We start from the raw sequence: 22,284 nt of genomic DNA on the forward strand, positions 1-22,284 counted from the left end.
CTCCGAGGATCAATCGCAAGTCCGTGAACCGGCGGCCTGAAAAACCTCTGCGCAGCCGGACAGAAAGGTACAACGGGATGTTGAGAAGAGGCATCAGGGTGCTCGCCGCCCTGCTGGCAGCCGCGGCCCTCACCGCCGTGATACCCGCACACGCACAGGCCGCGGCAGGTGATCCCGTGCCGGTCAAACGGCAACTGACGGTGCTGACGTGGAACATATGCGGTGAGACGCTGGTCCTGCGCGGCAGAACCGGGTACTGCCCGCACCGGGCCGACGTGAAGGGCAAGGCGCTGAAGGTGGCCGAGCTGGCACGGAAGTACCAGGCCGACGTCATCATGCTCCAGGAGGTATGCGGCTACGAAGGCGACATCGACGCAACACCACGACCCCATGCGACACCCGTCCCCAACCTGTTCCCCGGAGCGAACTCCAAGAGCCACATGGCCTTTCTGCAAGAAGACCTCAAAAAAGATCTGCAAGAAGACCCCGAAAACGAATGGACGGTACGGCACGCAGTCGGCAGCCGTGCCGACGGCGAATCCTACTGCCGCAATTCCACCCTCGAAGGCTACGGTGAGATCGGCGGCAGCATCGGCGTGCTGCTCGCCGTGAAGGGGACGATGCACGACGTCCGCACCATCGAGACGACGACCGGTACCTCCCTCGAGCGCTCGATCCCCGCGCTCTGCGGCCGGCTCGTCGGCTGGCCCGACCAGCTGTGCACCACCCACCTCATCGCGGGCAACAACACGGTCCAGCGAGCCCAGACGGCCGAGATCAAGAAGCAGCTCGGTACGTCGTGGACCCAGGGCACGCTGATCGGCGGAGACTTCAACGGCGACCTCGGCGACCCGGACCTGACGGACGTCCAGGAAGAACTCGACGCCTGCGAGACGAACACCTTCACCCACCAGACCTGGGCCGCCGACAACACCACGCCCCAGACCTGGAACATGGACCACCTCTTCGCGAGCAAGCTGAGCGCCGGCACCCGGTGGACCTCCTGCCTCGCCGACCACGAAGCCATGGACAAGACCAAGAACCTGGCCGGTACAGAGCCCGACGGCTGGTCCGACCACGCGCCGGTCGTCGCCACACTGCGCCAGACCCCTGTTCCCGGCGACATGACCGGCGACGGCAAGCCCGACCTCGTCGCCGTCGACAAGGACGGCAAGCTGCGCCTCTACCCCGGCACCGGCACCGGCGCGCTCGCCGCTCCCCTCACCATCGGCAACAGCGGTTGGACCGGCGCCTCCCTCGCCCACAGGGGCGACTGGAACGGCGACGGCACCGAAGACCTCCTCGCCCGTGTCGGCAACGAGCTCCGCGTCTACCCGAACCAGGGCGACGGCACCCTCACCCGATGGACCACCCTGCACCTCCCCCTGCCCGCCACCGCCCAGGTCGCCGCCGTGGGAGACCTCGACCTCGACGGCGCACCCGACGCGGTGGTCTCCTACGACGACAGGCTCTACCGCTACGACGGCATCCGCGGCACCTCCCCCTCCGTGGCACCACCGGTGAAGATCGGTTCCGAGGGATGGGCCGACCAGGACATCACCGGTCTGGGGGACGCCGATCACGATGGGCGTCCCGACCTTCTCACCCGTCAGCACGACGGCCCCGACGTCGGCAAACTCTGGCTTCGCCCCGGACTTGCCGACGGCACGTTCGCCGCCCCCACCCAGTACGGCTACGGCTACACCGCCGGCTCCCGCCCGCTGCTCAGCGCCGCGGCGGACGCCGACGGCGACGGCGTCGCCGACCTGTGGGCCACGACCGGCGACGGAACCGGCCGGCTCCTCTACTACCAGGGCAGCACCGATGCCGCCGGAAACCCCACCGACGGGCCCTCCACCGAAGTGGGAACCGGCGGCTGGAACACCGTCATCACCGCGCTCGGCTGAGGCCTCCGGGGCTGCGGCCGCCCTCGCCGGCCAGGCCGCGCCCCGCAGGTCGTTCCGCGCCTGGAACGGTCTGATGCCTCATCGGAGCGATGCTCGACGGGCCGCCTGCTCGACCTGGGATGCGTACCCGTGTCCGCGAACGCCCTGGCCGTCCTCGCGGACGCCGGTGCGTGCCGGCGCCGTCGGTCACGCGAAGGCGGCGGCGTTGCGCCTGGCCCAGTCGGAGAACGAGGTGGCGGGGCGGCCGAGGATCTTCTCGACGTCGGGGCTGACGGCCCGCTCGCGCGGGGTGGGGGTGCCGATGATGTCGAGGGTGGTGTCGGCGACCGGGGCGGGCATGAAGGTGAGCATCTGCGTGCGGGCTTCTTCCCGGGTCTGGTCGACGAAGGTGACCTGCTCGCCGATGGCGGCGGCGATGGCGGCGACACGCTGGAGCGGGCTGGTGGGGGCGGGGCCGGTGAGTTCGTAGCCGGCTCCGGTGTGGCCGGGCCGGGTCAGGACGGTGGCGGCCACGGCGGCGATGTCGTCGGGGTCGACGGCCGGGAGGCCGACGTCGCCGAAGGGGGCGGAGACGGTTCGGCTCGCCTTGACCGAAGGCGCCCAGGCGTAGGCGTTGGAGGCGAAACCACCAGGCCGCAGGATGGTCCAGTCGGTGCCGGAGTCCATGACGGCCTGCTCGTAGGCAGCGAAGGCCCGTCCGTGGGACAGGGAGTCGGGACGCGTGACGACGCCCTGGGAGGACAGCAGGACGATCTTGCCGTAGCGGGCGAATGGGGCGACGACCGCGGTGGGGTCGCCGGTCATCATGAGCTCTCCCCCGACGAGCAGGAAGACCGCGTCCGCCGTGGCGGGCAGGTCGGCGGCGGGCCGGGCCAGGTCGGTGGCGAGGGCGTGCACGCCAGGCGGGACATCGGACGGGACGATGTGGCGTGAAGCCGCGGTCACCTGGTGTCCCTGTTCGGTCAGCAGGCGGACGAGCGTGCGGCCGACGTTTCCGGTGGCACCGGTGACAACGATCATGAGAAGGCCCCTCGTCAGAGTTTTTAGTCAGTCGACTAACTAACTGAGCCGAGAGTAGCACCGCTCGGGGCCCTATAGTGAGTCGGGTGACTGACTCCAAGGAGCCTGCCCGCGCCCGAGCTGCCGGCGCGAAGCGGCAGCGACTCGTGGAAGCCGCGGCCGACATCGTCCACCGGCAAGGCGCCGAGCGCACCACCATCGCCGACATAGCGCGCGCGGCCGAGGTGCCCGTGGGCAATGTCTACTACTACTTCAAGACCAAGGACGAACTCGTCTCCGCCGCCCTCTCGGAGCACGAGCGACACCTGAACCTGCTCATCGGCCGCCTGAATCGGCTCCCCGACCCCCGCGAACGCCTCAAGGGCCTGATCGAGGGCTGGGTGGGGCAGCGCGACCTCGCCGTCCGCTACGGCTGCCCGACCGGCACTCTCGCCGCGGAGCTGGCAAAACGCGACCAGGGCGGCTTGGACATCGAGGCGGGCAGGGTCATACGGCTGCTGCTGACCTGGGTGGAAGAGCAGTTCCGCCAGCTCGACCAGCCGGATCCCGAAAGCCTTGCCCTTACCCTGGTGGGCGCCTATCAGGGCATGTCCCTGCTGGCCAACGCCCTGCGGGACCCGGCGGTAATGGAACGCGAGGGCGCCCGCCTGACCGCCTGGATCGACTCCCTCGGGGCCGCCTGAGCCCGCCGCGCCACACCGAGAGGCGAGGGGTCGCCGTCGCGCCGGACGTCACGAAGGGGGGGTCCAGGGGGCACGTTCACCAGCGGGTGACGAGCGGCCCTGCAGCAAATGGCCCCCTTCGGCACACGCGCAGACGGTTCCCGGCTGGGCGGTGACAGGGGCGTTCGGACCGCCCCGACCTCGGCGATCAGGCGGTGCCCCTGAGAGGTCGCGCCCACCCCGGCCCGCGAGCGGCTGCCCGGCAGACGAGACCGCGAGCCCCCGACGGCGGAGCGGGAGTCCCTTCGGCCTGGAGCCCTACCGGCAGAACTTCCCGGCCGCCACCTTCGGCACCCCGCGGCGGGAAATGGCCCGCGTGCTGGACAAGCTGCCCCCGCAGCCCACCCTGTACCTCCACGGGACCGAGGACCCCGTGGTCGACGAGGCGACGCTCGCCGAGATCGTCGCCATGCCGCCACCGGGATCGGACGGCGCGATGATCGAAGGCGCCGGCCACTTCCTCCTCACCGGGAAGCCGGAGGAAGTCAACCGGCGCATCCTCGCCTTCCTGGCCCGCTGACCGCACCCCAGCGGCGCGGGGCGTTCACCGGCCGGTGAACGCCCCGCGCCGTGTCGAGTGCCCCCTGGCACCGAACCGGAACGCCTGCCCGCGGCCCGACGGACACGGACGGGCGGTGCGCACAGTCCCCCTCGGAGGTGTGCGCCGGGGACCGCGGGCGCGGGGCCCTTCCCACCGGATCCGTGATCCGCACCTCCGCCTTGCACACCGCTTCGTACCCGCCCTCCGCAGCGGCCGACCTTACGATGACCCGAATCAATGATCTTCGATTTCGAGGGTGGGGACCCGTTGAAGGACATACGCAGAACACTCGGCGGCACCACGGGCCGGTTGGCCGTCGGCCTGGCTCTGCTCGCCGGCGCCGTGACCGGAGCCTCGCAGCCGGTGGCGGCCGATCCGCTCGCACCCCAGGCGGTGCGCACGGTCACGTACAACGCGTGCGGTGCGTCCACGTGTCAGAACACCGTCGACACCGCTCAGGAATGGGCGGCGAAGTTCCTGTCGCGCATGGTCTCCGAGGGCGGGACCGCCGATGTGATCGCGCTGCAGGAGCTGTGCGCGGGCCAGTACGAGGCGCTGGAAAAGCTGCTCGTCGGCTACACCTCGGTACGAGTGGGCGAGCAGGAGCCCCCGGGGTGCGCGCGCTGGGAGGGAACTTCCACGAAGTTCGGGAACGCGGTCTTCGTCAAGGGCGCGGCAGCGGACTTCTCCACCCACCAGGCACTGGTGAACCCCGATGAGCCCCTGGTGTCGGAGCAGCGGTGGGTGGCGTGCGTCAGGGGCCCGATCGGCGGGCGGACCACGCTGGCGTGCGGGACGCACCTGGCGACGAGCATTCCGTCGAACGGCACGCCAGTGATGCTCGACCACATGGAGCGATGGGCGGCGGGCGCGCCCGCGCTGGTGCTCGGCGACTTCAACGCCATACCGGCCCACTCGGCGCTCAAGCCGATGCGGACCGGACTGTGCGGCACGGGCCCCTTCGTGGAGGCGGACGCGACCCTGAACCGTTCGACCGCATGGGCGAGTGCGGAGCCCGTCAAGTACCGGCTCAAGTACGACCATGCCTTCTTCGGCAGTAGGGACTTCACGGGCTTCACGGCGAGGATGGCCGACATCGACCTCACACCCGTGGAGGATCACAAGTTGCTGTGGGCCGAGGCCCAGCCACTGGAGCGGACCACCGCCCTTGTGCCGGGCGACCTCACCGGCGATCTCTGCCCCGACATGCTCGCGGTGCGCAAGGACGACACCCTGCGGCTGTACCCCGGCAGGGGCCGGGGTGCGTTCGACTCCCCGCGCACGATCGGCAGCGGACCCGAGTGGAACGGTGCGGTGGTCAGCCACCGCGGGGACTGGGACGGCGACGGCGACGAAGACGTCGTCGCCCGCAAGGGCAACGAGCTGATCCTGCACAAGAACGCGGGCGACGGCGCCCTCGAGGCCGGCGTGGTGATGAAGGTGTCCGAGACAGGCTGGGCCCACACCACGCCGGTCGCGGTCGGCGACGTCGACGGCGACGGAAGCCCCGACCTCGTGGCCAAGAGCAGCACGGGGCTGTGGCTCCACCGCGGCCGGGTGGCGGGAGAAGGCGGATGGCTCTCGTACGGTGCCGTCCGGATCAGCGCCGAGGACTGGCAGAGCAGGGAGATCCTCGTTCCCGGTGACACAACCGGGGACACGAAGGCGGAGATCTGGGCCCGTGACAGCGCCGGGGACATCAGGCAGTACGGCTACGACAGCGTCGCGAAAACCCTCACCGGCCCCACGGTCGTCGGCAACCTGCCGGTGAGCACCCGTGTACTCGGGCTCTCCGCGGGCGACGGCAACGCCGACGGCTTCTCCGACCTCTGGTACACCACATCGACGTTCGACCTCGCCTTCCACCCGGGAGGCTCCGTCTTCACGGAAACCGGCTCGGTGACGGTGGGCAAGGGTGGCTGGGGTTACTTCTCCCACCTCGGCTGACGGAGACACCGGCGCCTGGTCCCCGCGGACGCGGGGAGCAGGCGCCGGCCGCGCCTCGTCGCCGTCCTCCGCTGCGCGCAGATCCGGGCCGCTCCGCCGACCGGCCGTGCTGCGCGGCCCTGCTGGACCTGGAGGACTCCTCCACGGACGGGTCGCACGTCCAGGCCCCCAAAGGAGGGTCACGTCGGCCCCTCGCCTGTCGATCGCGCCCGCCCCGCTCCGAACACGACCTGGCACTTGAGCGTCAAGGAGTCCCGATCACTGGCCGGCATCACCCGATGCCGGCCGGCTGACGGGTGGATCTCGTAGGGGCCGATCAGGCGGTCCAGCTCGCAAGAGTCGGATGAAGGGGCGCAGTCGCCTGCCGCAAGGTGCTCGGCCGCCACGCGGGAAGGGGTGGGGTGCTCGTCCCGAGCCTCGGGGCGGCGGCATGGTCCGGGCGCCGGACCCTCACCGGGCATTTCGGAAGTATGCCTTCCCACTGAAGTTGACGAGTCATCAAATAAGCATTCGAGCAACGGAGTTACTTACTCAGGTCTTGACGGGTCGATGCTGCGATGACTTCATGGGAGCGCTCCCACGCACTTGTTGAACCTCACCGACCGGAGGCCCCGTGAATACCCGAGCAGCACCCCTGCCCCATGCCGTCCTCACCCTCGTGACCGGAATGGCGACCCTTCTCGCGTACGTCCTCCTCGGCGCAACCGACGCGCGGGCCAAGACCGCCGACGCCATGGCGACAGGACTCCACATCAGCGACGGAAGGCTGCTGGAGGCCAACGGCAACGACTTCATCATGCGGGGCGTCAACCACGCCCACACCTGGTACCCGGGCGAGACCCAGTCGCTCGCCGACATCAAGGACCTCGGCGCCAACACGGTTCGGGTCGTGCTGTCCAACGGCCATCGCTGGTCCGCGAACAGCCCCGCCGACGTCCAGGCGGTCGTGTCCGACTGCAGGGCCAACCGCCTCATCTGCGTCCTGGAGGTCCACGACACCACCGGATATGGAGAGGAGGCGGCCGCAGGCACCCTCGACCAGGCGGCCGACTACTGGATCGGTCTGAAGAGCGTCCTCGCGGGCCAGGAGGACTACGTCATCGTCAACATCGGCAACGAGCCGTGGGGCAACGCAGACCCGGCCGGCTGGACCGCCCCCACCACAGCCGCCGTGAAGAAGCTCCGGGCAGCCGGCTTCGCCCACACCATCATGGTGGACGCACCCAACTGGGGTCAGGACTGGCAGGGCGTCATGAAAGCCGAGGCGCAGTCTGTGTACGCCGCCGACACCACCGGCAACCTGATCTTCTCCATCCACATGTACAGCGTCTTCGACACCGCGCAGGAGATCCGGAACTACCTGGGGGCGTTCACCGCTGCCCGGCTCCCGATTCTCATCGGGGAGTTCGGAGGGCCTGCCGACCAGTGGGGCGACCCCGACGAGGACACCATGATGGCTGCCGCCGAGGAGCTCGGGCTCGGCTACCTCGCCTGGTCCTGGAGTGGCAACACCGATCCCGTCCTCGACCTCGCCGTCGGCTTCGACCCGAGCCGCCTCAGCGACTGGGGCAAGCGGATCTTCCACGGCGCGAACGGCATCGCCCAGACCTCGCGGGAGGCGACGGTCTTCGGTGGCGGCTCCCAGGACACTCAGGCCCCGACCGTCCCCGGCGCGCTCTCCGTCACCGGCGTCACCGCCGACTCCGTCTCCCTGACCTGGGCGGCGGCCGACGACGACACCGGAGTCACGGCCTACGACGTCGTACGGGTCAGCGGCGCCACCGAAACGCCGGTGGCGGCCACCACCGCCCTCAGTGCGACCATCACGGGCCTTGCCGCCGGTACCACCTACACCTTCGCCGTCCACGCCCGGGACGCGGCGGGCAACCGTTCCGCTCGCTCGGCCCCTGTCGATGCCACCACCGACGAAGGCACCTCCGTCCCCGGCGCGAACTGCGCCGTCGGCTACCGCGTCGTCGGTGAATGGCCGAACGGTTTCCAGGGGGAGATCGTCCTGCGGAACACCGGCACCACCCTCGTCCAGGGCTGGACGCTCGGCTTCTCCTTCGGCGCCGGGCAGACCGTCGCCCAGGCCTGGGGCGGCACCGCCACCCAGACCGGCAGCGCGGTCCGGGTGGCACCTGCCTCGTACACCGCCACGATCGCTCCGTCCGGTTCGGTCACCGTCGGCTTCATCGGAACCAAGGGGGCGACGAACCCGGCCCCGGCCGCCTTCACCCTCGACGGCGCGGCCTGCACCACGTCCTGACTTCTCGGGGCGCGGACACATGTCCGCGCCCCGACTCGTCCGAATAATCGCATCAGCCAGCGGCGTGAGCCGGGTGACATCTCGTCTGTTTCCGCCGATCGGGGTGAGGGCGAGGTGATGCCGTCCCTGGTGGCCGGCAGGGATGCGAAGGGCGCGCCCGCGCCGGGTCTCACCGGTGGTTCTCTTCCTGTGCCGCCACGGTGACGAGGTCGCGGTTCTCCAGGATGTGGCGGGAGCGGCCGTGACGGGCGAGGTGCAGTGCGACCTGGCCGCGGCGGCCGGACGGTGGCGGTCAGGGCGAGCGCCCCGCCCCCCGGAGGGGGGTACGAGGGCGAACGACTCGGCAGTCGACGTGACCGGACGCGGTGGCGGCCCGAATGATCGGCTGGCGGGCGACCGCTGGCGGAGCTGGTGGCATCTGCGCCGGGCGGCCGTTCCTCCTTCGGCCGCAGACTTCGCCCCGCAGACTTCGGCCCGCAGACTTCGGCCCTCAGATCGCGGCCCGCGGGCTTCGGCCCGCAGAGTTCACTCCGCAGCCCCGTCCGGAACGCGCTCGCCATCATCGGTGTCGAGGCGTGCGCCGTCGCCGCCGAGACGGCGGTGCGGTCGGTCCGGCGCTTCCGGGGGCCGGCGCGGCCGGGGAGCCGCAGAACGGTCCGGACGCCGCTGCCGGGCAGGCGGTCCGCGTTGCACCACCCCCCTCCATTCCTCGCGATCACCGCCCTGACCTGCGGATTTCGCACACGTCCCGGCCGTGAACAGTCGGTGAACCCCTCGCGTGACGGGTTTTCGAGGCTCCGCGCAGCGTCATAGCCTCCCCGCCATGTCCGACTTCTCACGCCGTAAGGTCCTCGGCACCCTCGCCGCGGGTTCCGCGCTCTCCGTCCTGCCTCCCTCCCTCCTGACCGCCATGGCCGCCCCCATGCCGCGCGGTGGTCTCCGAGCCATCGAGCACGTCATCGTGCTGATGCAGGAGAACCGTTCCTTCGACAACTACTTCGGAACTCTCCGGGGCGTCCGCGGCTTCGGTGACACCAGAGCGCTGCGCCTGCCCGACGGTACGAGCGTGTTCGAGCAGCCCCGCTCCGGCGGGCCCGCCGTCCTGCCGTTCTCCGCGCGGCAGGCGGCCGTCGACGCCGGACGGCCCGAGAGCGACATCCAGTACCTCGGCTCGCTGCCGCACGGTTTCGCCGACGGGGTGCAGGCCCGCGCGAACGGCTGGTGGAACGACTGGATCGCGGCCAAGGGCCAGAGCACCATGGCCCACTACGACCGGCGCGACATCCCGCTCCAGTACGAACTCGCCGACCGCTTCACCATCTGCGACGCCTACCACTGCTCCGTCTTCGGCTCCACGAACCCCAACCGCAACTACCTGTGGACCGGCACCACCGGGTTCGAGCCCGACGGCGGGGGCCGGGCCGTCACCAACGCCGCCTACTCCTACGGCCACGCCGGCTACGACTGGACCACCTATCCGGAGCGGCTGGAGGCCGCCGGGGTGTCCTGGCAGATCTACCAGGAGTGGGACAACTTCACCGACAACGCGGTGGAGTACTTCAAGCCGTGGAAGCGGATCGGCCGGAAGATCCTCACCTCCGCCGGGTTCCCCCACGCCACCACCGAGGAGTTCTACGACAAGCTGTGGGCGAAGGGCGACGCCGAACGGCGGGCCGACCTGGCCCGGTTCCGCACCGCGGTCGACGCCCTCCCCGAGGACGAGCGCCGGCTGTTCCTGCGCGGCGCCCACCGCTCCGAGCCGGGCACCCTGCTCACCCGGATCAAGGCCGACATCGAGGCCGGCACCCTCCCGAAGGTCAGCTGGGTGGTGCCCACGGCCGCACTGTCCGAGCACCCCGGCTCCTCCACGCCCGTCGGCAGCGCCGGCCTCGTCTACGACCTGCTGGACGCCATCGCCTCGGACCCGAAGACGTGGTCGAAGACCGCGCTGTTCATCAACTTCGACGAGAACGACGGCTACTTCGACCACGTCCCCGCCCCCACCGCGCCCCGGCCGGACAGCGGCGACGGGGACGACTGGGTGGGCGGCCGCCCCGTCGGCCCCGGACCGCGCGTCCCGATGACCGTCGTGTCCCCCTGGACGGTCGGCGGCTTCGTGAACTCCGAGCTCTTCGACCACACCTCGGTGATCAGGTTCCTGGAGAAGTGGACCGGGGTCCGGGAACCGAACATCAGCGCCTGGCGGCGCAGCGTCTTCGGCGACCTGACCTCCGCCTTCGACTTCGATCGCGCCCACCGGCAGCCCGAGGTGGAGCGGCCGGGCGCGGTCCCGGCGCCGGTCGGCCGCTGGAACCCGGTGCCGCCCGCGACGCAGGAGCTGCCCGTCCAGGAGCCCGGCGTCCGCCCCACCCGGCCCTCCCCGTACCGGCTCGCGCTGCGCGCCGCCGTCACCGGCACCGAGGTGCGGCTGGCGCTCGGCAACGAGGGCCGGCGGACCGCCGTCATCACCGCGTACCCGGGGGACGGGACCGCCCCGCGCGCCTGGACCGTCGCCGGCGGGGACAGCGCCGCCGGCAGCCTGCCGTACGGCCCCGACGGCTACGACCTCCAGGTCCACGGCCCCGGCTGGGCGCTGTGGGAGCTGCGCGGCGCCGGCATCGGAGCCGAGGCGCACGTGGTGGAGCACACCCGCACCCGCCGCGTGGACGTGGTGTGCACCAACCCTTCGAGGCGCACCCGGACGCTCCTGGTCGGCGAGTCGACCCACGCGCGACGCGGCGAGGACGGCGTCCAGACCGTGCGGCTGGCGCCCGGCGGGCAGCGGACCGTCTCCGTACCGCTCGCCCGGCACGGCTGGTACGACATCGTGGTGCTCGACGAGGACGACCCGCGCTTCCTGCGCCGGATCTCCGGCAGGCCCGCCGGCGACGGGCAGGGCGGCACCGACCCGGCCCTCGGGACCGCGCCGGCGCTGAGCGCAGCGCTCACCCTGCCGGAGCCGCTGCCTCCGCTGACCGCCCCCCTCGTGCAGGACAGCCCCGCCGATGTGGTGGTGCGCGTACGCAACGAACAGACGGACCGCATGCGGGACCTGGCGGTGTCCCTGCTCGCACCGGCCGGCTGGACGGTGAAGCCCTCCGGGCCGGCACCGCGCAGCCTGCCCGGCGGCGGAACGGCGTACCTGCGGTTCACCGTCACCCCCGCGGCGGACGCCACCGCCGCCACCCTCACCGTCGCCGCCCGCGCCGAAAGCGACGGCCTGCTCCGGGTCGCGGACGCCCGGGTCCGGGCGGAGGTCGCCCGCGCGGTGAGCCTCACCCTGAGCGCGCCCGCGAGCTCCCCCGACACCGACGGCTGCGCGCTGTCCCCGGAGAAGCCGCTGTCCGTGACGGCGACCGTCACCAACGCGGCGAGCGCTCCGCTCTCCGCCCTGTCGGTCCGGCTGGAGGTGCCGGACGGGTGGCGTGCCGAGGCGGCCGCCGGCACCCCGGCCTCGGTACCGGCCCGTACGTCGGTGAAGGTGGTCTGGAAGGTCACCGCGCCCGCATCCGCGGCCCGCAGCTCCGCGACCCTGAAGGCGACGGCCGGCGGACGCACCGCGAGCGGCGTGGTGGTGGAGCGGACCGGGGTTCTGACCGGCCGCGTGGGACCCGTCATGACCGGCCACCTGCTCGCCGAGGACTTCGAGGCCCTCGCCGACCGGCTGGCCCCCGCCACCGATCTGAGCCGTCCCGGGGTGCTGGGCTGGACCCGGACCGCGCCCGAGGGGTGGACGGTCACCAACGCGGCCGGGATGCCGCAGGGCACGGCGGAGCTCAACGGCTGGACGTTCCTGTCCCGGCAGTTCTGGTTCCCGGCCGGCCAGGAACGCCAGGCGTTCGGCCGCTCCCTGGGCATCGTCGCCGTCGCCGACCCGGACGACTGGGACGACACGGGCAGTCCGTCCGGCCGTGGCACCTTCGACTCGACGCTGACGACGCCCGCCGTCACGATCCCGGCGGGAACTCCGACGCTGTACCTGGGCTTCGACTCCCACTACCGGCAGGAGAGCCCGCAGGAGGCGGAGGTGACCGTGGTCTTCGACACCGGCGCCACCTCTCGGGTGCTGCACTACTCCAGCGCGGCGTCGGGGAACACCAACGGCGGCAGGGACCAGCAGAACCGCCTCGTCACCTCGTCCTTCCCGGTGCCGGCCGACGCGCGCTCGGTGAAGGTGGGCTTCCGGGTCCACCACGCGGGCAACAACTGGTTCTGGGCGATCGACAACATCAGGCTGGGCGTCTCCCCCATCGCCGACGCCTGACCGGCTCCGGGTGCCGCGCCGCGTTCCCGCCCCCGGGTCTCACTGTTCCTCATCCATGCGGATGACACGTCGCAGCTCGTCGGCCGCCTCGTGGCTCGCGCCCTCGCGCTGCTCCAGCAGCGCCGCGGCGATCGCGTCCAGTTTGCGCTGCACGGCGTGGCCGTCACGCTGTTCGGTGTTCTTCAGCAGGGCGAGCAGCAGGAGGTTGAGGGACGCCATGACGTCTCCGGCGAAGATCAGCCAGGACAGCGGCGGGTGCACGAAGTGCAGGGCGAACGTGCCGAGGACCAGGAGCACGCACAGGACGTGGAAGACCGGGGAGCTGGTGAGGTTCGAGACCCGATCCGAGAAGCCGGCGAACCGGTCGTGTCCGGTGCCGTCCCGATCGGCGGGGTGTTCAGTGGTCATGGTCCCCATGTTCCCTGAACACCCCGCCGTCCAGTGGCCCGTCCTCCGCGGAGGAGGCCGGCGCCCACGGTGCCGGGCCGCAGGCGACGGGGCCGAACGCGTCCGCTCGCAGGCGGTTCCGCTCGCAGCCGGCGCCACGGGCCCGGAGAGCTCAGGGGGACGGGCGCCGCGGGGCGCTCGCCACCCCTGAGGCACGGCCGCTCAGTGCGGCGTCCAGCGTCTCCTGGGCCAGGCGCATCGCCTCGGCGTACTTCGGCTCGAACATGCGCTCCCACGCCAGGTCCGGCTCGACCTCCTCGACCCGGCTCACCACCCACCAGATGTTGCCGAACGGATCGCGCACCCGGCCGCCTCGGTCGCCCCACGCGCTGTCGGCGGCCTCGGTGACCACCTGGGCCCCGTGGGCGACGGCAGCGGCCATGGCGGCGTCCGCGTCCGGGACGTAGATGCGCAGCAGGGAGGGCATCGCCGGCCAGTCGGGGCGCCGGTCGAAGGCCAGGACGACCGTGTCGCCGACGCGGATCTCGCCGTGTCCGACGGTGCCGTCCTCGACCGGGACCCGTGCGATCTCCTCGCCGTCGAAGGCGGCGGTGACGAAGTCGAGCAGCGCACCGGTGTCATCGGTGACCACCCACGGTGCGACGCTGGTGTATCCCTCGGGCGCGGTATGCCTCATCGGTCTCGTCCTCTCGTGCGGTTCCTGGCGACACGACGACCCTAGGAGCCGATGAGGACAGGTCCTGACCTAGAAGGGACGCGGGACGGCCCCGTTCTCGGCTGTCGGGGGGTCAGACGGATGCGGCGCGGAGAAGGGTTTCGGCCGCGGTGGTGCGGGCGTAGAGGACGGAGCGGCCCACCCGGTGGGCGCTGACCAGGCCCGCCTCGCGGAGCGCGGTGAGGCACTGGGACACCGCGGCCGGGGAGAGACCGGTGCGGTGGGCCAGCTGGGTGGTGGAGGCGGGGAACTCCAGCTCGGTCAGCAGCAGGGTCCGCGAGCGGCCCAGTACGGCGGAGAGGGCATCGGCCCGGTGCGCCGGGCGTGCCGTCCACAGCGAGCCGACGCCGCGCGCCGGATAGGCGAGTTGGGGCGGGTCGGGCGGTGTCGTGCGCGTGCGCAGTCCTGGTCCGGTGAAGGCCGAGGGGATCAGCAGCAGTCCCTCTCCTGCCGTCGTGCGGGTCAGCGGCTGTTTCCGGCGGGCCATCCGCAGTGCGCTGCCGTCCCAGCTCAGCGACGTGTGCAGGGTGTCGAGGAGGTGGCCCGTGCCGTGCTCGGCGGCCAGGCGGGCCCGGTGGAGGACGTCCGCGTCCAGGACCGCCCGGACGCGCGCCCAGTAGGGGGCCAGGGCCAGCTCCCAGTACGCTTCGAGCTCTTCCGCGACCTTGGCCAGGTGGCGCCGGGGGTCGTTGTGCAGGGCCCGCAGCCGGGGGCCGAGGTTCCCCTGGTGGCGGGCCAGGTGGTCGAGGTCCCGGCGCACCCGGTCGGGAGGCGAGGCCCGGATCGCGTCCCGCTCCGCCGCCGGGGTGGGTGCCGGTCCGGCGGGGGCGGGGTTGAGGAAGTCGGGGACGTAGCCGCCGGTGGGCGGGATCAGTTCGTGGAGCCAGCCGCGGTCCAGCCCGGCGGCCACCATGCGCGGCCGGGCCTGGTCGGCCCAGGGCCGGTGGACCGGGTGCGCGCCGGCGGATCTCAGCAGCCGGAAGCTGGGGGCGATCTCCCACAGCGGTGAGACGGCGAACCGCACCTGGGCCAGGTCGCTCGTCGAGAACGCCAGCTCCGCCAGGACGACCACTCCTCGATGGATTCAGGGATGTGTGAATCAATGGCGGGTCAGCCTACCGTGCGGAGATCATCCCGGCATGACCTCCCAGACGATCACCGCGGCGGCGTCCGGCACCTGGAAGCTCGGCGACCGCACAGTCCACCGGATCGGTTTCGGCGCGATGCGCCTGCCGCAGAACGGCGAGGCCCTCACCCCTGACGCCGTGCCGCGCGACCGCGGCCAGGCGATCGGCGTGCTGCGCCGCGCGGTCGAGCTCGGCGTGAACCACATCGACACCGCCGCGTTCTACTTCTCCCCCCTGCTCTCCGCCAACGAGCTGATCAACCGGGCACTGGCCCCCTACCCGGACGACCTCGTCATCGCCACCAAGGTCGGACCGGGCCGCGATCCCGCGGGCAAGTGGCTGCCGCACGCCACTCCCGAGCAACTGCGCGGCCAGGTCGAGGAGAACCTGCGCCAGCTCGGCCGCGACCACCTCGACGTGGTGAACCTGCGCGTCGTCGGCACCGATTCCCTCGCCGAACGCTTCGGCGCGCTCGCCGACCTGCGGGAGGCCGGGCTCATCCGTCACCTGGGCCTGTCGAACGTCCTGCCCCACCACCTCGCCGAGGCCCGGGCCATCGCGCCGGTGGTCTGCGTCCAGAACATGTACGGCGTCGACGCGTCGCCCGAGCAGAAGGAGTTCCTGCGCCTCTGCGGTGAACAGCGCATCGCGTTCGTGCCGTTCTACTCGATCGCCGGCACCGGTCGCACCGCCGGTGCGACGACCGGCCACAGCCCGGAGGTGCACGCCGTCGCCCGCGCCCACGGCGTGAGCGCGGCCCAGGTCCGGCTCGCCTGGACCCTGCACCAGGGCTCCCACGTCCTGGCCATCCCCGGCACCGGCGACCTCGGCCACCTCGCCCAGAACGTCGCCGCCGGCTCCCTGAGGCTGTCGGGGGAAGCACTCGCGACCCTGGACTCCCCCACCCCGCACCGGAATGAGCAGGACCCCAAGGCGTCGTGATCCACCTCTGCCGGGGCCCGGCCGGGTGACCGTCGCCCCCCCTGCGACGGGCCGGGCGCCGAGGGGAGCCCGTGCCGGGCGTCGCCGAATCGCCCGCCGTCCAGGGCACCACCCCCTGCCCCGTCCCGATGAGGCGCGAGTACGGGCTCGTTCTCGTGGCGCGGGCCCGCCCGTGCCCGCCAGCCGTCGGGCGGGCCGGGAAGGCCGTCAGGGCGCCTCGGCCGGCCGGGGGGCTTCGGCAAGGGTGCGCAGGGCTCCCTTGGTGACCTTTCCGCCGGCGTTGCGGGGCAACTGGGCGAGCGTCACGAGGTCCTTGGGCCTCTTGAAGGAGGCGAGCCTCCCGTCGAGGAAGCCGAGCAGCGCGGGAAGCGAGAGGTCCGTCCCGGGGGCGAGCGCGACGAACGCCACGGGCACCTGGCCCCAGCGCCGGTCGGACCTTCCGACCACCGCCACCTCACGCACCGAGGGGTGCTCGGCGATGAGGTTCTCCAGTTCGGCGCAGTAGATGTTCTCCCCGCCGCTGATGATCATGTCCTTCTTGCGGTCGACCACCCAGATGAACCCCTCCTCGTCGCGCCGGACCAGGTCCCCGGAGTGGAACCAGCCGCCGCGGAAGGCGTCTTCGGTCTCCTCGGGCTTGTTCCAGTAGCCCTGGGTGACCGTCGGTCCGCGGTAGACGATCTCTCCGACCTCACCGTTCGGCACGTCGTTCATGGAGTCGTCGACGATGCGGTACTGCACGTTCGGAATCGGCCGGCCGACCGAGCCCAGCTTGCGCAGGGAGTCCTCGCCCCGCAGGACGCAGGTGATGGGCGAGGTCTCCGTCTGGCCGAAGACCGCGACGTTGAGTGCGGCGGGGAAGCTCCGCTCCATGGCCCTCAGGGTCGTGTCGGCGGCCGGGGCCGCGCCCCAGCTGATGACGCGCAGTCTGAGGTCCCGCTTGTGGATGTCGGGCTGGGCGCAGATCAGGTCCCACTGCTGGGGCACGTTGAAGACGATGGTGGCGCCCTCGCGTTCGTAGGCGTCGAGAACGGCCTCCGGGTCGAAGGCGCCGAGCGGGTGGATCACCACCGTGCCGCCGAGGAGGAAGGCGGCGACGATCGAGCCCAGGCCGGCGATGTGGAAGAACGGGGCCGTGAGGAAGCTGACGTCGGAGTCGTCGGACATGTCCATCGCCCGGATGCAGGTGATGGCCTGCACCTGCATGTTGCGGTGGGAGAGCATCACGCCCTTGGGGCGGCCGGTGGTGCCCGAGGTGTACATGATGAGCGCGGTGGACTCCTCGCCGACGTCGGGGAGTTCCATCGGCTCGTAGGCGGCCAGGAGATCCTCGTACCCGGCCTCGTACGAGGTCTCGCACCCGGCCTCCTTCGCCTCCTCTCCCCCGGGCGCGTCCGGTTCGCCGATGACGATCACCGTGGTGACGGAGGCGGCGGCCGGGGTCGCCCGGAACAGCGGGAGGAGCCGGGCGTCGACCACGGCGGCCGTGGGGGCGCAGTCGTTCAGTACGTATCCGAGTTCCGGGGGCGCGAGCCGGAAGCTGAGCGGGACGGCCACGGCGCCCAGGCTGTTCGCCGCGAAGACGCTCTCCACGAACCAGGGGTGGTTGAGGGTGAGCATGACCACGCGGTCACCGGCCCGTACGCCCCGGTCGGCGAGTGCGGCGGCGAGCCGGAGCGAGCGCTCCGAGAGCTGGGCCCAGGTCGTGGTGGCTCCCGCGTAGCGCAGGGCGGGCTTGTCGGGGCGCATCATGGCGTGCGTGGCCGCTTGGGCCATCCAGTGGTGCCGGAAGGACCATGCGGGAGCCGTAGCGGGGGACATGCCACTCCTCGGATTCCAAGCGGATGGAGGTGGATCCTGCGGCCACTATGCAGGAAAAGTAGCGGCTCAGGAAGATTTTTGTTAACGGCAAATCACATGGGTGCGTCTCGGCCCCCGTGCCGCTCCGGACGCCCCCGACCCCAGACGAACGGGCCGGCCGGCCTCGCGGCGGGCGGCCGCTCCACGCCCCTCGGGGGCATCGGTCGCGAAGGCTCCGGGGGCCCGCGCCCGTCGCGACGAGAGAGCTTCCGAGGGGGCGCGCCCGGCGCCGGGGGTGTTCGCCGCACTCGCGAGGTCGAGGAGGAGCCGATCGGGAGGGACCGCATCGACAAGAGATTCCTCCTTCACTTCCCGACCTCCCCCAGCAGGTCAACAACCCATCGGGCAAAGAGTCGGCAGGAGATGCGCCTCGACGGCAACCTTGCCCTCAGATGTGATTCTTGATTAACATAGCGATGCGCTCGATCGTCGGCGACCTCTGCGCGGCCCGGAAACCGTCGCCCTGTCCAGGCCTGTCGACGCACTCCGCGCCCCTGCCGGAGCCCCGCGAACGGACAGGGCGCCTGTCACGTTCGCCCCGCGTCCGTCGGCACTTGAGGAGCCCCATGAGCACGGAGAAGGAACGGACCCGGTTCCACGCCCCGGGGTCCGGCCCGGTCGCCCCGCCGGACCCGTACGCGACCGACTCCCCGTCCGCTCCCGGCCACCCGCCCCGTGCCGGGTCAGGGTCCGGGTCCGAAGCGGGAGCCGGGGCCCAGGCCGGGACCGGGACGAGGGTCTCCGTCCTGCTCTCCCACGGCTCCGCACTCGGCGAACTCGTCGAGGCCGAACTGGACGAGCCGCGCGACGACGAGGTCGTCGTCCGTGTCGAGGCCGTCGGGGTGTGCCACACGGACCTCCTCGCCCAGAGGCGGCTGGGGAGCCGGACGGCCGTGCTGGGGCACGAGGGATGCGGCACGGTGGAGCGCCTGGGCCCCCGCGCGGAAGGGCTCGCGGTCGGGGACCGGGTGGTGATCTCCTTCGCCTCCTGCGGGAAGTGCGTCCCGTGCCGGTCCGGCTTCCCGGGGTACTGCGCCCACTCGGGTGCGCTCAACGGCTCGGGACGGCGGCGGGACGGCTCACCGACCCTGCGGGTCCAGGGCGAGCCGGTGTTCGGCTCCTTCTTCGGCCAGTCGTCCTTCGCCACAGCGGTCCTGGCCGGTGCCCGGTCCTGCGTCCCCGTCGACGGCCTGCCGCCCGAGGTCGCCGCCCCTCTGGGCTGCGGTTTCCTGACCGGTGCGGGCGCGGTGCTGAACGTCCTGCGGCCCCGGCCCTTCGAGCGGCTGCTGGTCGTCGGCGCCGGCGGCGTGGGGGCCGCCGCGGCGCTCACGGCGCTCTCCGAGGGCGTCGAGGTCGTCGTGGCGGAGCCGGTGGAGGCGCGTCGCGCGCTGCTCACCGAGCAGGGCGCCGCGGCCGTCGCCTCACTGGACGAGCCGATCCCCCCGGTGACCCATGCGCTGGACACCACGGGGCGGCCCGAGGCGATCGCCCGCGCGCTCTCCCTGCTCCGGCCGCGCGGGGCGCTCGCGCTCGTCGGGCTCGGCCCCGCCGAGGTCCCCGTCGACGTCCGGTCCCTGACGATGCGCGGGCTGCGGCTGCTCGGCTGCGTCGAGGGCGACGCGGAACCCGCCCTGCTCATACCCGAGCTGGTCCGGCGCCATCGTGCCGGGCTGCTGCCCCTCGACCGGCTGGTGACCACCTACGCCCTCGGCGACATAGAACGCGCGGTGGCGGACCAGCGGGCGGGGCTGACGCTGAAGGCGGTCCTCCTGCCGGGGGCCTGACCCTTCCGCCTCCTCCCCTTCCTCCCTCGCCCCTTCGCCCTCCCTTTCCCCTCCCCCGCCCGGACCCGCTCCGGAGCGCGGCTCCGCACCCGCCCCACCACACGATCCGAGACAGGGGTTCCCATGACCGACGTGATCTCCGCCCGGCGCGCGCTCTACGAGGACGAGCACGAGCTCCTGCGGGAGACGGCCCGCGCCTTCGCCGACAAGCACGCCGCCCCGCACGCCGAACGGTGGCGCGCCGAGGGGCGGGTCGACCGCGCCCTCTTCGAGGAGGCCGCCCGCGCGGGCATCCTCGGCTTCAACATCCCCGAGGAGTACGGCGGCGGCGGGGTGACCGACTACCGCTTCAACTCCGTGATAGGCGAGGAGTTCTCCCGTCACCCCGCGTCCGACGGGCTCGCCGGGGTGACGCTCTCCAACGACATCGTGGTGCCCTACTTCACCGATCTGACCGACGACGCGCAGAAGGCCCGGTGGCTGCCCGGCATCGCCGCGGGCGAGCTGATCGTCGCCGTGGCGATGACCGAGCCCGGAACCGGCAGCGACCTGGCCGGCATCTCCACCACCGCCGTCCGCGACGGCGACGCGTACGTGCTCAACGGCAGCAAGGTCTTCATCTCCAACGGCCAGAACGCCGACCTCGTCGTCACGGCCGTGCGCACCGGTCCCGACCGGCACCGCGGGATCAGCCTGCTGGTCGTCGAGGCGGACCGGCCCGGCTTCGGCCGGGGGCGCAACCTGGAGAAGGTCGGTCTGCACGCGCAGGACACCAGCGAGTTGTTCTTCCGGGACGTGCGGGTGCCCGCGGCCAACCTCCTGGGCGAGGAGGGTTCGGGCTTCGCCGCGCTGATGCGCAACCTCCCCCAGGAGCGGATCTCGATCGCCGCCAACGCGATGGCGTCCGTCGAGGGCGTGCTGGAGCGGACCCTGGAGTACGTGAAGGAGCGCAAGGCGTTCGGCCGGTCGATCGGATCCTTCCAGAACTCCCGCTTCGAGCTCGCGGAGATGGTCACCACGGCCCGGGTGGGCCGCTCCCACCTGGACGACCTGCTCGCCCGGCACTCCCGGGGCGAGCTCACCGCGGTGGACGCGGCCGCCGCGAAGTTCTGGGCCACCGAGCAGTACGTGAACATCGTCGGACGCTGTCTGCAGCTCCACGGCGCCTACGGCTACATGCTGGAGTACCGCATCGCGCACGACTACCTCGATTCGCGCATCACCACCATCTACGGCGGCACCACCGAGATCATGAAAGAGATCGTCGGCCGCGACCTGGGCCTCTAGGGCCTGTCTGACCATGGGCGTCGGATCAGACCGGGTCGTTCGGTGCGTGCGATCGGCGTGCGGCCGGGGCGCCCTCGTAGCGGAGAGCTACTCGGGCGTTTCAACCGTACGACGAACGTGCGTGCCGGGCGGGCCGGACCCGACGGGAATGGTCAGACAGGCCCTGGGCCGTCTCCTTCCGCTCCGGGGCGTCCCCTCCCCGTCGAGCCTCCCGCCGTCCGGGCACGTCCGGACCATTCCCGTTCCAGGAAAGGGAGCGTCATGTCCGACGCCTACATCTACGACGCCGTGCGGACGCCTCGCGGCAGGAACCGCGGCGGCGCGCTGCACGGCACCAAGCCCGTCGACCTGGTCGTGGGGCTGATCCACGCCCTCCGGGAGCGCAATCCCTCGCTCGACCCGGAGACGATCGACGACATCGTGCTCGGTGTGGTGTCGCCGGTCGGTGAGCAGGGCGGTGACATCGCCCGTACCGCCTCGCTGGTGGCAGGACTGCCGCCCACCGTGGCCGGCGTTCAGGTGAACCGTTTCTGCGCCTCGGGTCTGGAGGCGGTGAACCTCGCCGCCCAGAAGGTGGCCTCCGGCTACGAGACCCTCGTCCTGGCGGGTGGCGTCGAGTCGATGTCGCGCGTGCCCCTGGGCTCGGACGGCGGCGCCTACGCGCAGGACCCCACCACCGCCCATGACGCGTACTTCGTGCCCCAGGGCATCGGAGCCGATCTGATCGCGACCCTGGAGGGCTTCGGGCGCGAGGACGTCGACGCCTACGCGGCCCGCTCGCAGGAGCGCGCGGAGACCGCCTGGCGCGAGGGGCGCTTCGCCAGGTCGGTCGTGCCCGTCCGCGACCTGAACGGGGTCCTGCTGCTCGACCACGACGAGCACCGCCGGCCCGGCACCACGGTGGAAAGCCTCTCCGCGCTGCCCGCCGCCTTCGCCGGCGTCGGCGCGGCGGCCGGTTTCGACGCGGTCGCGCTGCAGAAGTACCACCACCTGGAGAGGATCGAGCACGTCCACCACGCGGGCAACAGCTCCGGCATCGTCGACGGCGCCGCGCTCACGCTGATCGGCAACCGGGAGATCGGCGAGCGCCTCGGGCTCGTCCCGCGTGCCCGGATCGTGGCGACGGCCGTCAGCGGCGCCGAGCCCACGATCATGCTCACCGGTCCGACGCCCGCCACCAGGAAGGTCCTCGCGGCGGCGGGCCTGAAGGCCGACGACATCGACCTGTTCGAACTGAACGAGGCGTTCGCGGCGGTCGTCATGAAGTGGCAGCGCGACCTGAAGGTCCCCGACGAGAAGGTCAACGTCAACGGCGGGGCCATCGCGCTGGGACACCCGCTGGGCGCCACCGGGGCCATGATCCTCGGCACCGTTCTCGACGAGCTGGAGCGGACCGGCGGCCGCCGCGGTCTCGCGACGCTCTGCGTCGGCGCCGGGATGGGCATCGCCACCGTCATCGAACGCCTCTGACCCCGCGCGACGAAAGGGAAC

The 22,284-nt window shown here is 71.9% G+C and carries 15 protein-coding genes; 10 read left to right on the plus strand and 5 right to left on the minus strand.

Annotated elements, in window-relative coordinates:
• The first annotated feature begins 77 nt into the window (after positions 1-77).
• A complete protein-coding gene (locus tag IE287_RS24500; protein ID WP_189851328.1) occupies positions 78-1,907 on the plus strand; it encodes an FG-GAP-like repeat-containing protein in 1,830 nt (609 codons plus the stop codon).
• A gap of 186 nt (positions 1,908-2,093) precedes the next feature.
• Here IE287_RS24500 and IE287_RS24505 read toward each other — a convergent pair whose 3' ends face one another.
• Positions 2,094-2,927, minus strand: coding sequence for an NAD(P)H-binding protein (locus IE287_RS24505; RefSeq protein WP_189851329.1), 834 nt, complete (start codon positions 2,925-2,927; stop codon positions 2,094-2,096).
• 86 nt (positions 2,928-3,013) lie between these two features.
• On the opposite strand from IE287_RS24505, the gene IE287_RS24510 reads away from it, so the two are divergent.
• The 5 genes from IE287_RS24510 (at position 3,014) to IE287_RS39315 (ending at position 12,670) form a co-directional block, all read left to right on the plus strand.
• A complete protein-coding gene (locus IE287_RS24510) occupies positions 3,014-3,610 on the plus strand; it encodes a TetR/AcrR family transcriptional regulator (protein WP_189851330.1) in 597 nt (198 codons plus the stop codon).
• A gap of 355 nt (positions 3,611-3,965) precedes the next feature.
• Positions 3,966-4,169, plus strand: a complete 204-nt coding sequence (locus IE287_RS24515) for an alpha/beta fold hydrolase (RefSeq protein ID WP_189851331.1) — start codon at positions 3,966-3,968, stop codon at positions 4,167-4,169.
• Positions 4,170-4,457: 288 nt separating this feature from the next.
• Complete coding sequence (locus IE287_RS24520) at positions 4,458-6,137, plus strand: FG-GAP-like repeat-containing protein (protein ID WP_189851332.1); 1,680 nt, start codon at positions 4,458-4,460, stop codon at positions 6,135-6,137.
• A 667-nt stretch (positions 6,138-6,804) separates the two neighbouring features.
• Positions 6,805-8,406 carry a cellulase family glycosylhydrolase gene (locus IE287_RS24525; protein ID WP_189851333.1) on the plus strand — a complete coding sequence of 534 codons (1,602 nt, stop codon included), beginning with the start codon at positions 6,805-6,807 and terminating at the stop codon, positions 8,404-8,406.
• A gap of 823 nt (positions 8,407-9,229) precedes the next feature.
• A complete protein-coding gene (locus IE287_RS39315; protein ID WP_189851334.1) occupies positions 9,230-12,670 on the plus strand; it encodes a phosphocholine-specific phospholipase C in 3,441 nt (1,146 codons plus the stop codon).
• A 39-nt stretch (positions 12,671-12,709) separates the two neighbouring features.
• On the opposite strand, the gene IE287_RS24535 is transcribed toward IE287_RS39315, so the two are convergent.
• From IE287_RS24535 to IE287_RS24545, 3 genes are all read right to left on the minus strand, one after another.
• Positions 12,710-13,078 (minus strand): hypothetical protein, encoded by a 369-nt coding sequence (locus tag IE287_RS24535; protein WP_189851335.1) that lies wholly within the window; start codon positions 13,076-13,078, stop codon positions 12,710-12,712.
• 151 nt (positions 13,079-13,229) lie between these two features.
• Complete coding sequence (locus tag IE287_RS24540; protein WP_189851336.1) at positions 13,230-13,754, minus strand: VOC family protein; 525 nt, start codon at positions 13,752-13,754, stop codon at positions 13,230-13,232.
• 112 nt (positions 13,755-13,866) lie between these two features.
• Positions 13,867-14,865, minus strand: a complete 999-nt coding sequence (locus tag IE287_RS24545; protein WP_229883700.1) for an ArsR/SmtB family transcription factor — start codon at positions 14,863-14,865, stop codon at positions 13,867-13,869.
• Between the two features lie 67 nt (positions 14,866-14,932).
• Between IE287_RS24545 and IE287_RS24550 the strand changes: the two genes are divergently transcribed.
• Positions 14,933-15,862, plus strand: coding sequence for an aldo/keto reductase (locus IE287_RS24550; protein WP_189851337.1), 930 nt, complete (start codon positions 14,933-14,935; stop codon positions 15,860-15,862).
• A gap of 207 nt (positions 15,863-16,069) precedes the next feature.
• Here IE287_RS24550 and IE287_RS24555 read toward each other — a convergent pair whose 3' ends face one another.
• A complete protein-coding gene (locus IE287_RS24555) occupies positions 16,070-17,683 on the minus strand; it encodes a long-chain-fatty-acid--CoA ligase (protein WP_189851338.1) in 1,614 nt (537 codons plus the stop codon).
• Positions 17,684-18,288: 605 nt separating this feature from the next.
• Here IE287_RS24555 and IE287_RS24560 point away from each other — a divergent pair.
• The 3 genes from IE287_RS24560 (at position 18,289) to IE287_RS24570 (ending at position 22,263) form a co-directional block, all read left to right on the plus strand.
• Positions 18,289-19,506, plus strand: a complete 1,218-nt coding sequence (locus IE287_RS24560; protein WP_189851339.1) for an alcohol dehydrogenase catalytic domain-containing protein — start codon at positions 18,289-18,291, stop codon at positions 19,504-19,506.
• A 123-nt stretch (positions 19,507-19,629) separates the two neighbouring features.
• The gene (locus IE287_RS24565) at positions 19,630-20,793 is read left to right on the plus strand and encodes an acyl-CoA dehydrogenase family protein (RefSeq protein ID WP_189851340.1); all 1,164 of its coding nucleotides are present in this window, start codon (positions 19,630-19,632) and stop codon (positions 20,791-20,793) included.
• 261 nt (positions 20,794-21,054) lie between these two features.
• Positions 21,055-22,263 (plus strand): acetyl-CoA C-acetyltransferase, encoded by a 1,209-nt coding sequence (locus tag IE287_RS24570; protein WP_189851341.1) that lies wholly within the window; start codon positions 21,055-21,057, stop codon positions 22,261-22,263.
• The last annotated feature ends 21 nt before the right edge of the window (positions 22,264-22,284 follow it).

The organism is Streptomyces omiyaensis (assembly GCF_014650895.1).
GTDB classification, from domain to species: domain Bacteria; phylum Actinomycetota; class Actinomycetes; order Streptomycetales; family Streptomycetaceae; genus Streptomyces; species Streptomyces omiyaensis.